Origin of the sequence: Microbacterium hydrocarbonoxydans (assembly GCF_011752045.1) — a bacterium.
GTDB lineage: Bacteria > Actinomycetota > Actinomycetes > Actinomycetales > Microbacteriaceae > Microbacterium.
Genome location: NZ_JAAKXW010000001.1, coordinates 541,599 through 556,896, shown reverse-complemented (window position 1 = coordinate 556,896; position 15,298 = coordinate 541,599). Strand labels below are relative to the sequence as shown.

Sequence of the window (15,298 nt, the reverse complement as noted above, 5' to 3'; positions counted from 1 at the left end):
CCACGGACGGAGCCCTGGGGGCGACGCCGGACGGCCGGACGGGTTTGTCGCCGGGGTTCGGGGGAACCGCCACGCGGGAGAGTGTGCACCGGCGCGTTGTTGTCAGGTTCGTCCTACGAGCGACAGGCGCGTCATGGTTCGGAAAGTCGGAGCGAAGCGTTCATCGAGCGCGGCGTTCGGCATGATCACGTTTGCGACGGCGATCGCCGTCGCCGTGAGCATGGCGATCCCGTTCGGTGCGCCCTACTCCGCCCGGGCCTCCGCCCTCTCGATCTTCACGGCCTCACCGGTCGTCGAGCCGGCCTCGCCGCAACCGGCGGCGCTGCCGCTGCCGGCCGCAGACGTCGCTGCGGACCCGGGGATCGTCGTGCACATCAGCTCCGCCATCGGACCGGACAGCGCGGATGCCGCGCCCGAGACCGTGGTCGGCCAGCTCGCGTCCCTCGGCTCCCGCCCGCTCGAGGTCATCGAGCCGACGACACCGCCGGCGGAACCCGCGCCGGAGCCGAGCGAACCGGCCCCGGCCGAACCCACCCCGAGCGAGCCGGCTCCGGCAGATCCTGCACCCGCGGACCCCGCACCTGCGGACCCTGCGCCTGCGGACCCTGCGCCTGCCGACACCGCGCCCGCTGAGCCGGCACCTGCCGCTCCGGAACCGGAGTCCGTGACGGATCCCGCAGCTGCTCCCGCCGTGTCGGAACCCGCTTCCGCCGGCGACTCCCCGGCGGAAGCATCCGCCGCCCCGGCGCCGTGGACACTCACGATGGCGTCGTCGCATTCGCGGCTGGTGTTCCACGCCGACGGCACGGTGAGCATCGACGGCATCGTCCGTTCGCTCGCCGAGATCTCGGAGATCCGCATCTTCGGAACCGGCGCGGACGACACGCTGACCATCGACTTCGGCGGCACCGATCCCGGCATCCCGATCCTGTTCGACGGCGCTGGCGGCTTCGACTCGCTGGCCACCCTGGGCGCGGGGGGATTCGTCTCGCAGGCGGCCGACGCCTCCAGCGGAACCCTCCGATACGGCGGCACGGTCGTGACCTACACGAACATCGAACCGGTCGTGGACAACTCGCCGGGGGACAAGACCCTGACGCTGACTTCCGGCGACAACCAGGCCGAGCTCCTGCTCGACCCCGACGACAGCGGTCGGCTGCTGCTCCGGTCGACCGGCGGCGATGCGTTCGAGCAGGTGAGCTTCCTCGCGCCGAACCTCGACGGCGAGATGCTGCGCATCGAGGGCGGGGACGGCCACGACAGCATCGTCGTCAGCGGGGTGATCGCCCTGCTGAACGCCGCGCTCGTGATCATCTTCGAATCGATCCTCCTCGACGGCGCGCAGGTCACGGCAGGGTCCGTGACCCTCACGGCCGCCGAGAGCAACACCGACGGCGTGCCGCTCAACGTGGCCGACTGCACCGACTTCGACGACTTCAGCATCCTCGGCTGCCTCGACCACGACGCGACGGCCGAGGTGATCATAGACGACAGCACGATCACGACCACCGGGAACGTCACGATGACCGCCTCGGCCACGGTCGTGCCCGACGCGTCGGCGGCGACGGCTTACGCCGTGCTGGTGAACTCCGCGGCCGCTGTGGACGTGCGCGGCACCTCCCACCTGGACGTCGGCGGCGATCTCACCGCCACCGCGACCTCGGTGGTCGGACCGTTCGACCTCGTCAAGCAGTACGGCGACGCAGCGATCGTGTTCTCCACGGCGACGGCGACAGTCCGGGAGAGCGCAGTGCTCGACGTCGACGGCGCGGCGAGCATCTCCGCCGCCTCCACGGTGACGGCGAGCACGACCCCGCAGGTCGACGCCTCGAAGCAGCAGGGCAACTCGGCGAACGAGTACGACGCGGCGGTCGCCGTGATCACCGTCTGGTCCGACGCGGTGAGCCGGATCACCGGCACCGCCCGCGCCGCGATCGGGGGAGCCCTCGGACTCGCTGCGTCGAACGTCGCCACCCTCACCTCGACCGGCGACGCGAGCAACGCAGCGAGCGGCGCCGGCGTCGCCGTGGTGTATCTGGAGCAGAACACCGAGGCCGGCATCGACTCCACGAACATCACCGGCTCGACGGCGGCGTCCCTCTCGATCCTCGCGGACCAGGTCTCCACCGTCACCGCCCGGGCCAAGGCGGGCAAGGGCGGCGCCACGCAGAACAACCAGGGCGCGAACAGCTCGGGTCGCGGCAACGGCCAGTCCTCCACGAGCGACGGTGCGATCGATGTCGCCGGAGCCATCGCGGTCGTCGTGCTCGACAATGACACCCGCGCGCACATCACCGGCGCCGGCGTCGTGACCACGGGGGCGCAGTCGGTCACCGCTCGCGCGAAGAACACCGTCATCTCCGACGGCGACGGCGGAACGACCGACGGATCCGGCTCCGCAGGTGGCAGCGGGCTCGGCCTCGGCATCGGCGTCGGCATCATCGTCGCGGACCTCCTCACCGAGGCCTACGTCCAGAATGCGAGCATCGACGCCGCGGGCGGCCTCGTCATCGCCGCCTCCGAACCCTCGGCCGGCGACTCCAGCTACACGGCCACGGCCGTGTCCGGCAAGAACAGCGGCGGCTCGGCATCCATCGCCGGATCCTTCGCCCTCGTCAAGAAGGACGCGCGCACCTCCGCGCAGGTGCGCGGCACCGGCTCCTTCGGCGACAGTGCCGTCACCACCACGGCCCGTGGCAGCCACAGGAGCACCGCGAAGGCGACCGCCAAGCAGTCCGGCCGCGGGTCCAACGGCACCGCCGTGGGGGCCGGCGCCTCCGTCGCCCTCAGCCTCATCCGCACCACCGTCGAGGCAGGCCTCGCCGCAGGCGCCTCGCCGACCGCCCTCTCCGCCTTCACGGCGACCGCCACCGGCATCGACGACGCGACCACCGAGACCATCGGCGGCGCGGGCGGCGGCAGCACGGCGTCGCTCACAGGCGTCGCGAGCATCGCCATCCACAACGTCAAGACCGTCGCCGCACTCCTCGCGGGTCCCGCCGTGGTCGTCGCCGGCGCGGTGACCGCGACCGCCGTGCAGAGCGCCAAGGCGACGACCACCGCGACGGGTGCGACCGGAGCGGGCGCCGGATCCACGCTCGCCGCCACCATCGCGTTCGCGCTGACCTCGGCCGACCACGAGGCGAGCGCCACGATCGACCGCGGGCTCACCGCCCAGGGAGCAGTGACGATCACGGCGGAGAACACCTCGACCACCCTGACGAAGGCGGAGGCGAGTGCCGAAGGAGCCCCGGGGGAGTCCGGCGGCACCGGCAAGGACAGCACCGGCAAGGACGCCAACACGAAGTCGAACGACAAGCTCGGCAATGCGGCCGGGCGCACGACCGGGGGAGCGGGCGGCGGATCGACCACGCCGAAGGCGCAGAACGAGGACGGCACCACGGTCAGCGTCGCCGCGGCACTCGCCTTCAACCTCGTCCGCTCCGCGACCTTCGCGATGCTCGCCGCCGGGCAGTCGCTCACCACCACGGGCATCGCCTCGTTCCTCGCGAAGAGCAACACGGACGCCTCGGCGAGCGCCAAGGGCACAGCCACGAACTCCAGCTCGGTCGGCATCGGCGCGGCCCTCGCCGTCAACAAGGTCCGCCTCATCAACCAGGCCGGCATCGGCATCGGGGCCTCCGTGCAGGCGGCAGGACTCGTCATCAGCGCGACGGTCAAGCAGGTCGCCGCCGACGTCACGCACTCCTTCGAGGCCACCGCTGAGGCCGGAGCAGGAAACACCAGCGGCACGCTCGGCGTGGCCGGCGCGTTCGCGCTCAACCTCGTCGAGGAGGACACGAGCGCAGCGGTCCTCGGCGACCCGACACCCGGACCGCTGCCCGGTCCCGGACCACTGCCCGGCATCGCCATCGTCGGCGGCGGGGCGGTCACGATCACGGCGAGCTCGAAGAGCGTCGACAAGGCGTCCGCGAAGGCCACGCAGTCGGGTGGCGCAACGGTCGGCCTCGGCGCCTCCCTCGCCCTCAACCTGCCGACCCACCGCGTGTTCGCGGGCATCTCCCAGGTCCTCGACCCGACCCGCGGGCCTCCGCTCACGGGAGCCGGAGCACTCACGCTCACCGCGACCCACGATGTGACGCTGACGACCCAGGCAGAGGCCGGAGGCAAGTCGGGCACCGTCACGATCGTCCCCGCCGTCGCGATCGTCGTCGCATCCATCCGCACCAGCGCCACGCTCGGCGCCTCGAGCACCGCGCTCACCGCCTCGAGCATCACTGCCTCCGCCACTCAGAACGTGGCCGCGACCACCACCGCCAAGGGGTCGACGGTCGCCGGCAGCTCCGCCGGCATCGGCGTCTCGCTCGCCCTGGCCGTGCTCGACGACATCGTCGCCGAAGCCGCCACCGCTCGCAGCCTCGACGTCACAGGAGCCGTCTCGTTCACCGCCCATCAGCGCGCGGACATCGAGACCGAGGCCGAAGCCGCCACCAAGGGAGCGTCGCCCTCCGAAGGCGCAGACGGCGGCGGCAAGGACGTCAACCAGAAGGCCGATTCCAACCTCGGCAAAGCGAACGAGAGCAAGCAGCAGAACGCCGGCGGCGGCTCTTCCACCAGCTCCACGCCGAAGGCCGCGTCCAGCGAGAACGGCGGCAGCAGCGTCTCGATCGCCGGCGCCATCGCCATCAACGTGGTCGCCACCGCGGTGCGCGCCTTCTTCGCCGACGGGATCACGGTCGACACCGGCGGGGTCGTGACGCTCGAAGCGCGCGGAGACACCGACTCCTCGGCCGAGGCCTCCGGCGATTCCGCCACCGACGGGTCCGTCGGCATCGGCGCCGGCGTGGCCGTGCAGGTCGTCGGGATCGTCGTCCGCGCCACCACAGGGGCGTCGACGATCACCGCGACCGGTCTGAGCGTGACGGCCGGGATGCTCGCCGGCGACACCGACGACGTGGTGCGGCGCTGGAACGGCAGCGACTGGGAGGTCGTCGAATCGGGCAAGCAGCTGCCAGGCCCGTCCAAGGACGATCTCTCCTTCGTCCGCACGAGCGACGGGGGCGGGAACGACGGCCTCTACAAGTTCGACGGCTCCGACTGGAACCTCGACACCGACGTGAGCCTCACCGGCACCGTCGACACCCTTCCCGGCGGCGCGTCGGACGGCCAGTACTACCTGCTCAAGACGGCGAAGGACGGCCACCCGGCCGGCAGCATCTGGAAGCGCGACAGCGGCAGCTGGGTCTTCGTCACCGAGGACTCGGTCAACGAGAAGTCGGAGCTTCCGAAGGACGAGATCGAGAAGGACACCTGGTTCCAGCTCACCGCGCAGGACGGCGCGAACGCCGTCGGGTTCTACAAGCGCAACGACCAGCACCAGTGGATCCTGCAGGGATCGGTCACGGTCGGCTCCGGCGACCAGCTGCCGGCGAGCCCGGCGCTCGACAACCTGTTCCGCCTCTTCGAGCACGAGGTCACCTCGACCGCGCGGGCCGGCGCCAGCAAGGCCACCAGCGTCGGCGTCGCGGGAGCGCTCGCGATCAACGTCCTCGACAACACGACCGAGGCCCTCGTCGCCACGGGCGCCTCCGTGACCCTCACCTCCGCGGCGGCATCCGTCACCGCGCACAGCAACGAGCGCGACGCCGCACAGGCGACCAGCCGCGCCGAGGTCGGATCGGCCACCGGCGTCGGGGCATCCTTCGTCCTCCAGGTGATCGACACCAGCGACGTGCGGGCAGAGGTGCAGAACGGCGCCATGCTCACCGGCGGCACCGGCCTGACGGTCCGGGCCATCGGCCTCCGCGACATGAGCACGAAGGCCGAGGGCGGCACCGAAGGCGGCACGGCCGTCACCCCTGTGGTCGCGCTGGTCGTCAGCGTCGACGACGACGTGACAGCACGGATCGGCACCTCTGGCACGGGCTACGCCGGCACCGGTGCCGTGCTCGTGACAGCGACCAGGACCCTGTGGGTCCTGACCGAGAGCACGGCGGATGCCGCGGGCAAGAGCACCGCGGTCGGCGCGGACGTCGCGATCAATGCCGTCGTCGACCTCGACACGCTCGCCGAGATCGCCAGGAACGTGCAGGGCACCAGCGTGCAGGTGCTCGCCACCGTCACCATCGTCGCCGAGGCGAAGGCCACGGCGAGCGCGAAGGGCTCGAGCGACAGCGACGACTCCGCGGACAGCAAGTCCAACAGCCAGGTGAACGGCGCCGACAACCCGAACACCCAGGGCACCAAGGACTCCACGGCCGGGATGCCGTCGTCCAACGGCGGCACGAACGGCTCCAACGGAGCGACCGGCGCCAACGGGCAGGCGAGCGGGGAATCCGGCAGCTCCGGCGGAGGCACCGGCGTCGCCGCCGCGATCGCGGTCAACTGGATCGTGGCGACCAGCACGGCGCGCATTGCGGCGAACCGCACCGTCACGGCCACGACCGGTCAGGTGGTCGTCCGCGCGGTCCTCGGCGGCAGCGGCGCCGGGCGCGCGATGGGCTCGGCGATCGACCTGCAGAACGACACCGGGGTCGCCGCCGCCGTCGGCCTCACGGTCGCCGACACCACGGCCAAGGCCGAGATCGGGGCGGGCGCGACCGTCTCCGCGGCGACCGGCATCACCGTGCAGGCCCGGACGCCCTCCGGTCAGCGCACCGACTACATCACCTGGGGCATCGCGGCCGCCGGCGGAAAGAACACCGCAGGGGTCGCCGCATCCGCCGGCGTCCAGATCCTCCTCATCGACACCGAGGCCGTCGTCGGCAGCGGCGCCGACCTCGCGACGACGTCGGGCGGCATCACGGTCGACGCGGTCGCCGAGCTCGGCATGCAGAACATCGCCGTCGCCGGCGCCTTCTCCACCGGCAGCGGCACCGTCGTCGGCGGCGCGATCGTCGTCAACTGGCTCGAGGTGACGACGCTCGCGCACATCGAGTCGTCCGCGGCGGCCGACGCCCCCGGCGCGACCGCCGTGACGGCGCGGACCACGCTCACCCCCTTCGCCCCGGAGACGCCGCTGAAGGACAAGATCGACTGGCTGACCCTCACCTCCGTCGCCGTCGCGGGCGGCGCGGGCAGCAGCGGCACCGCGGTCGCCGGCGCCTTCGTCATCGAGATCCTCTCCTTCGACACCCGCGCCTGGATCGGCGCGAACGCCCAGATCAACCAGACCGGCGCGATCGGCGGCGCAGGGCAGACCGTGACCGTGAGCGCGACCGACGACATCCACGTCGTCGACATCGCCGGGGCCGTGTCGATCAGCCTGAGCTCCACGAGCGTCGGATTCACCGGCCTCATCGTGATCGTGAACCAGAACGCACAGGCCTCGATCGGCGACGGAGCGGACGTCCGCGCCGGCGGACTGATCCGCGTCGCGGCGACGTCGGGCGAGGAATGGTTCCTCATGTCGGTCGCCGGCGCGGGCACCGGCAGCTCGACCGCGGTGAGCGGCGCGGTGCTCGTGTTCGTCTCGAACCAGGGCGGCTCGAACCCCGCCGTGCGCGCCGCCATCGGCTCCTCGGCGGTCGTACGGGGCTCGGGCGGCGTGCAGGTCGACGCGGCGAAGACCGCGACGCTCGCCGGCTCCGCCGGGAACATCGCGATCGGCGGCGGAGGAGCGGGCGTCGGCGCCGGCGCCACGGTCATCGTCCGCGACAGCGTCGTGGACGCGGTGATCGGCTCCTCGGCCGTCATCCGGGCCGGTGGCACCGGGCTGCTCGTCCAGGCCGTCCAGAGCGGTTCGCTCACCCTCATCGCCGTCGCCGGCGCCGGAGGCAACTCCGCCGGGGTGGCCGGTGCGGCCCTCGTCGACGTACTCAGCGACACCACCACCGCGCACATCGAGGCGAACGCCGACATCGAGACCGGCACGACGCACGTCGCGGTGAAGGCGCAGGACACCACGACCGTCTTCGCCCTCGCGGGCATGCTCACCGTCGGCGGCACCGCGGGCGTCGGCGCCGGCGTCGACGTCGAGGTGATCACCAAGGTCACGCGCGCCTGGACCGGAACAGGCGTCTTCGTCCGCGGCACCGGGAACCTCACCGTCGACGCCGTGTCCAGAGAGACGATCACCTCGCTCTCGGTCGGCGGCGGCTTCGGCGGCAGCGCGGCGGTCAACGTGAACGCGGGCGTCTCCGTGATCGACATCACGACCGAGGCGTGGATCGGCGCGGATGCCGACATGATCGTCGACGGCAGCGTGCGGGTCTCCGCCGACGAGCGCATGAAGCTCAACGTCATCGCCGGCAACATCTCCGTCGGCGGCAGCGCCGGGGTGGGAGCATCCGTCTCCGTCCCGGTGACCACCAAGACGACCCGCGCCTGGATCGGCAGCGGCGCCGACGTCGCGGCGAAGGGGCTCAGCCCCGTGAACGTCGCCTCCGGCGCGTACTCCGTCATGACCGTGGATCTCCGGTTCGCGCCGAGCCAGGTCGACACCGGCAGCGGTCGGGTGACTGTGCCGGGGCACAACTTCGTGAACGGCGACCAGGTGCAGTACGACGTCGGCTGCGACACCGACGACGCCGCCTGCGTCGGCATCGGCGGTCTCACCCACCGCGGGCTCTACTGGATCGTCGGAGTCTCCGGCGACTCCTTCCAGCTCTCGCTCTCCAAGAACGGCGCGCCGATCACGCTCACCTCGCAGGGCGTGAGCAACAACCAGCGCTTCTTCAAGGCCGCCGAGGCCAACGTCCAGGAGGACTACTCGCCCCGCTTCGACCCGCAGTCCGCCGTGGACGCCGGCGCGAACACGATCACGCTGCCCTACGACTTCAGCGCAACCGACGGCGACGCGGTGGTCTACTCGTCCGGCGGCGGCGCGCCGATCCAGGGTCTCGTGGACGGCCAGACGTACTACTACTACGGCGCCGGCGGCTCCGCGTTCCGGCTGTACACCAAGCCGACCGCGCAGGGCGGCGTGGTCGTCGACCTCGGGCTCACCGGCACCACCGGACGGGCGCACAGCATCGTGAAGTCGGGCACGGCTCCGAGCGGCGACGCCTCGGCGTCCGGCCCGCGCACCATCACCCAGACGGCCCCCTCCTTCCAGGGCGTCGCGGTCACTGCCTCGAACTCCGACGACATCGGCACCTTCGGCGTCGGCGTCGGCATCGGCGGCACCGCCGGCGTCCAGGTCGCCGGCACCATCGCCGTGCACACCGCGGAGACGGCGGCGTTCATCGCGGCGAGCGCGCGCATCAACTGCGGCGCCACATGCTCCGACAACGTCGCCGGCGCGAGCGGCGCGCAGTCGGTCAAGGTCGCCGCGGCGAACCAGTTCTACGAGCTCGCCGTCGCCGCCGCCGTCGGCATCGGCGGCACGGCCGGCGTGGCGGTGCCGGTCGGCGTCCGCGTCGTGAACATCGACACCTACGCCTACATCGGCACCGGCGCCCACGTGAACGCTCGCGGCGACATCTTCGTCTCCGCCGACGGCGAGGACACCATCACCTCCGTCGCCGCCGGCGCGGGCGCCGGCACCGTCGGCGTCGCCGGCACCGTGTCGGTCACGATCCTCAACGTCCACACGGTCGCCTGCACGGGCACCCCGCTCGGCACCGAGGCGTACCTCTGCACGGGCAGCGGCGCCACCCTCCGCGCCGGCAACAACGTGGTCGTCTCGGCCAACGACGACAGCAAGCTGGTGCTCATCACCGTGGCGGCTGCCGGAGGATACGTCGGCGTCGGCGCCGCGGTCGGCGTGGCCGTCATCGACAAGCTCGTCCGCGCGGCCCTCGGCGCGAACGGCACCGTGGACGCACTCGCGGGCGGAGCACCGGTGAGCCTCGTCGCCGACGGCACCGTGGGCGCCGGCGGGGCGGGACGCAAGAGCTTCTCCGGCGTCGTGGTACGGGCCGATGCCAGCGAATCGCTGTTCGGGCTCGCACCGGCGATCGGCGGCGGAGTGGTCGGCGTGGCCGGTGGCATCGCCGTCACCGTCATCGACGTCCGCGTCGAGGCGCTGATCGGCGGCGGCTCCGCGGTGAACCACCTCTCCGGCGCCACCACGGCCCAGGGCGTCAGCGTCGCCGCGACCGACCGGTTCAAGAGCCTCACCATCGCCGGCGGTCTGGCCGGCGGCCTCGTCGGCGTCGCCGGCGGCGTCGACATCGGCGTGGTCAACATGGCCGTCCAGTCCACGATCGGCGCCTCCGCCGACGTGCGGGCTCGCGGCGCGATCGACGTCTTCGCCCTGTCGTCGAAGGACGTCTCCACCATCGCCCTGAGCTTTGCCGGCGGTTTCGTCGGCGTCGCCGCAGCGGTGTCCGTCTGGACCATCGGGACGACCGTCAGCGGGTCGTACCACGCGGCCGACGGCGGGAACGACCGCGGCGCCTGGAACGCGGCGACGAGCTACAAGATGAGCGACGTCGTCACGTACAACGGCAAGCGGTACTCGGCGAAGGTCGAGAATCCGACGGTCGGCGTCAACCCCGAGGCGAACCCCGGCCAGTGGCTGGCCGCCACCTCCGCACTCGGCCGCGGCACCTGGTCGTCGACGGCCGTCTACGACAAGGGCGACGAGGTCCTCGACGACAAGGGCACCGCCGACACGTCGGACGACGCGTACTACACCGCGAGGGACGACGGGGTCACCGGCGGCAGCCGGCCGAGCCTCAACCCCTCCGACTGGCAGGAGGGCGGCGTCCTGGGCAGCGCCATGGCCGGCGGCGACGTCGCCAAGGGCGACGGCGGCTACCTCGGGGCACTCGGCGGCACCACCTCCGCGAACCCCGTCGCCTGGGTGAGCACCGAGCCCTGGAACGAGGGTGCGCTCGTCACGCACGCGGGCAAGACGTGGGCGGCGACCGAGGACATCGCCGACAACACCGCGGCCGCTCCCGGCACTCCCGGTGCGAAGTGGCGCGAGGTCTCCGGTGCGTCGATGAAGACGCGCGAGCGGATGCTGTCGCACATCGGCACCGCGAACAGCGGCATGTCCACCGCCGCACCGGACTCGAACATCGCCGGCGACGCGCTCGGCAAGACCCCGACGGGCGGCACCAGCGTCACGATCAACGGCACCGTCAGCGCCGGCGGCGACCTCACCGTCTGGGCCTCCGACTGGCTGCGAGTGCTCGGCGTGGCCGGAGCCGGCGCCGTAGGCGCGGTGGGGGTCGGCATCTCGGTGCTCGTGCTCAACATCGACAGCAGCACGGAGGCCGCCATCGGCTCGACTGCACGGCTTTCCGCCGGCGGCGCGATCAGCATCAAGGCGGCGATGGACGAGTACTCCCGCGGCATCGGCGTCGCGGGCGGCGCCGGCCTGGTCGGCATCAGCGGTCAGGTCGTGGTGATCAACGACAGCGGCAGCCAGCACGCGCACATCGACGGCGGCGCGCAGGTGCGCAAGGCCACGGGCGGCCTGACGATCTCGTCGGTGGCGAACCGCACCATCGACAACCTGTCGCTCGGCTTCGCGGTCGGCTTCGTCGGCGCCGGCATCTCGGTCTCCGTCGTGAACGTGTCCGGCGACAACATCGCCGAGACCGGTGCCGTGGGCGTCGCGGCGGACGGCAGCGTCGGCGGCTTCACCGCCTCCACCACCGACAACGTGACCGTGGACGGACTCGGCGTCAGCATCGCCGGCGGCGTCGGCGCCATCGGCGGCGTGGTCGCGATCATCCGCCTCGACGGCGCCGCGCGCGCCGAGGTCGCCCCGGTGGGCACGGTGAGCGGCGGCGTCGGCGCCTCCCTCACCGGCACGCGCGCCGTCAAGGCCCGCACGCTGAACATCACCGCCGGCGGTCTCGCGGTCGGGATCAGCGTCGCCCGCGCGGTCGACGACCGCGACGCGGACGCGAAGCTCGGCTCCGGCGCCTCCGTCACGGCCACCGGAGGGGTGAGCGTCACCGCGCACGTCAGCAACACCGCCGACGCCAGCGCGCCGGGCGTGAGCGTCGGAGCCATCTCGATCGCCGTCCTCCTCGCCTTCGCCGAGGTCAACGGCCACACGACCGCCCGCATCGACGGGGACGTCGACGGCTCCGCATCGATCACGCTGCGCGCCGAGGGGGAGAACCACGCGAAGGCGCGGACCTACGTCGCCTCGCTGTCCCTCGGCGGTGCGGCCGGCGCCGTCGCGGTCGCGACGATCGGCGGGGGAGCCGACATCGAGGCGATCGCCGGGTCGGGCGCTCAGCTGAGCAGCACCGGCGACATCCTCATCGAGGCGAAGACCTTCGGCCTGCACGCCCTCGCCGACGCGAAGAGCGAGATCGACTCCGGTGCCCTCTTCGGCACCATCGCGATCGCCGGGTCCGTGGCCAAGGCATCGGGCGCGGTCACCGCCACCCTCGACGGCGGGGTCGCCGCCGCCGACGACCTCAGCGTCCTCGCCACCGGGACGATCATCGCGACGGCCGTCACCGACGTGCTCGCCGTCGGCATCGGCTTCGCCGGCGCCGGCTCGATCAGCGAGGCCAGCGTGCTGGCCGCGCACGTCACCGCGACGGTCGGCGGCGGTGCCGCGAACGCCGGCGGCGCGATCGTCGTCACGGCGAACGGCACCATGACCGCCACGACGACGTCGGACGTCGCCTCCGGCGGCATCGTGGGCATCGGCATCGCCGCCCCGATCGCGCAGGTGCAGGGCCAGGTGAAGGCCGCCTTCGGCGCCGACGTCACGGATGCCGACAGCCTCACCGTCTCGGCCATCGCGAACCGCACCGCCACGGCGACCTCGGCGGCGTTCGCCGCCGGGCTCGGTGCCGTCACCGACAGCCTCCCGCAGGCCTACATCGGCGACGACCCGTCGACCGGCGCCATCGAGCTGGGCGCCGAGACCTCCGCGGTGATCGGCTCCACGGCGCAGATCACCGTGACCGGAGCCGTGAACGTGACGGCGACCGCCACGAACGTCGCGAGGGCCGACCTCACCTCGAACACCCTCGGCGCCATCTCGGTGAACATCAGCAGCCCGACGGCGATCAACTCCGCCTACACGCTCGCCGCCATCGACGGATCGATCGGCGGCACGACCACCGGAGCCGGCGCCGACGGCGTGACCGGAACGCTCGGCATCCCCGGCGCCACCACCGTCACGACCATCGCCGCCGCGGCCGACCGCGCCGTCGCCCGGGTCGCGTCGACCACCATCGGACTCATCTCCGTCGATCCGTCCACGGCCCTCGCCCGCGTGCAGCCCACGGTCACGGCCCGCTTCGGAGGCGGACACATCGCGGCATCCGGCGACGTCGAACTCCGCGCGGAGTCGCACACCGACGCCGACTCGAACACCGACTCCACCGGCGGCGGCGCGATCAGCGTGCAGGACCTCACCTCGCGTTCGATCACCAACCCGACGGTCCGGGCGATCGTCACCGGCGGTCTCGTGCAGTCGGGTGGCACCTTGAAGATCTTCTCCCGGTACGGCAAGCTCGCCCCGCAGCTCGACGACGGCTCGGTAGACGGCGTGGACACGAACACCGACACCGTGTCCTTCGAGAGCCCGCACGGCCTCGTGTCGGGAGACAGCGTCGTCTACGAGGCCGGCGGCGACCTCATCGACGGCCTGGTCACCAAGCGCACCTACAGCGTCATCGTCACCGGCCCGAACGGCTTCCAGCTCGGCGCGCAGTTCAACGACGACGACGGCGACGCGGATGCCGAGCCGGGCGAGGCCTCCGTCGACCTGAACCAGGGCACCATCATCTTCCGCTTCGCGCACAACCTCGCCACCGGCGACCGGGTGCGGTACACCTCGACCGGCGCGGTCGTCCCCGGTCTCACGAACGGCACGCTCTACGAGGTCATCCGGATCGACGCCCTGCGCATCAAGCTGCGCCCGATCGGCAGCGCCTCCTTCGAGTTCGACCCCGGCACGGCCGTCGACGACGGCGACGACACCATCTTCCTCCCCGGCCACGGACTGCAGGACGACGACGCCGTCCACTACGTCGCGCCCCCGCAGCAGACCTTCCTCCCCGAGGGCGTGGACGTCGCGCTCACCGTCAAGGACGGCGTGAACGTCATCTCGCGCGACGGCAACGGCAACCCGGTCGGCGACGTCTCGGCGAACAACATCTACACGGGCACCCACGGGCTGTCGACCGGCCAGATCGTCCGGTACTTCAGCACCGGCGTCGCCCTCGCCTGCAGCGGCGGCTCGAGCGGGGCGCACACCGGCTGCGTCGGCGGGCGGCTCGTCAACGGCGGCTGGTACCGCGTGGTCGTGCAGACCGGCCAGTCCGTGCAGCTCGTCGATCTGGCGAACGCCGCCAACGCAGCGAACGTGATCGCGATCTCGGGCTCCGGAGCGACGGGCACCCACCGCGTCTACCGCGCGATCCACGAGCCGATCGCGACCTCCGACAGCACCTACTGGGTCGACAGGATCGACGACGACCACATCAAGCTGCGCACGCGTCCGCTGGCCGACGTCACCGGCGTGTACCTCGCCCTCAGCGACACGATCTCGGTGCCGACGATCGGCAGCCTCGCCCGCGGTGGCAGCCACTTCCTCACCGTGGTGGCCGGGCTCACCGGTCAGGTGCCAGGTGCCGGCACGACGCACAGCCTCGTGATCGACCTCACCGGCGGCGGCAACGGCACCATGGTCGGCGTGGGCGGCCCGAAGTCGCTCATCGGCTCCGGCACTGACGAGGTCTCCACCGCCTCCAGCTCCGGCTTCGGCATCGGCGCGATCTCGGTGCGGCTGTCGAAGTCCTACTCCGACGCCAGCGCCGACGTCCGCACGCAGATCCAGGGCGGCACCCTCCGCGGCCGTGACGTGCAGATCGACGCCACCTCCGTCGTCAACACCGCCTTCGTCTCGGCGAACTCCGGCGGCGGCTTCATCGACGTGGGAGACGCGCAGGCGTACGGCAGCACCCGCAACGTGGTGATGACGACGGTGGCCGGCGGCGCGAACATCGTCGCGGCGAGGGATGCATCGATCCTGGCGACCGCGTTCGAGTACGCGAACGGCCGCTCCGCCACCAACGGCGGGGGAGCGCTCGGCTTCGCCTACGGCGACGCGCGCTTCTACGACGACGTCGTGAACGTCGTGCAGGTCGGTGGCCGGGTGTACGCCTTCCGCACCCTGCTCGTCGAGGCGCGGCACGGCATCGGCCTGTCCGTCACGGCCGGCGCCGACACCGGCGGCCTCGGTGCGGATGCCGACGCCAACGACACCACGGCCAACGGCATCCACGTCACCAGCGTCATCGTCGTCGAGCTCCTCGGCACCGCCCGCCTCTTCGCCGGGAACGCCTACCTCTGGGCTCACCAGGGACTGGGGCACCGCGTGCAGATCGCCGACGGCGCGATCATCGACGACGCGGCGATCGTCTCCAAGTACCGCGGCTACGCGCGGTCCGATGCCGACGCC

The 15,298-nt window shown here is 72.2% G+C and carries 1 protein-coding gene (running past one end of the window); it reads left to right on the top strand.

Annotation, left to right across the window (positions count from 1 at the left end):
- The first annotated feature begins 181 nt into the window (after nt 1–181).
- Nucleotides 182–15,298, top strand: partial view of a hypothetical protein gene (locus G6G98_RS02615; RefSeq protein ID WP_164233732.1) — the 5' portion only. 13,707 nt of this gene lie beyond the right edge of the window; 15,117 of the gene's 28,824 nt are visible here — the first part of the coding sequence; it begins with the start codon at nt 182–184; the stop codon falls past the right edge of the window.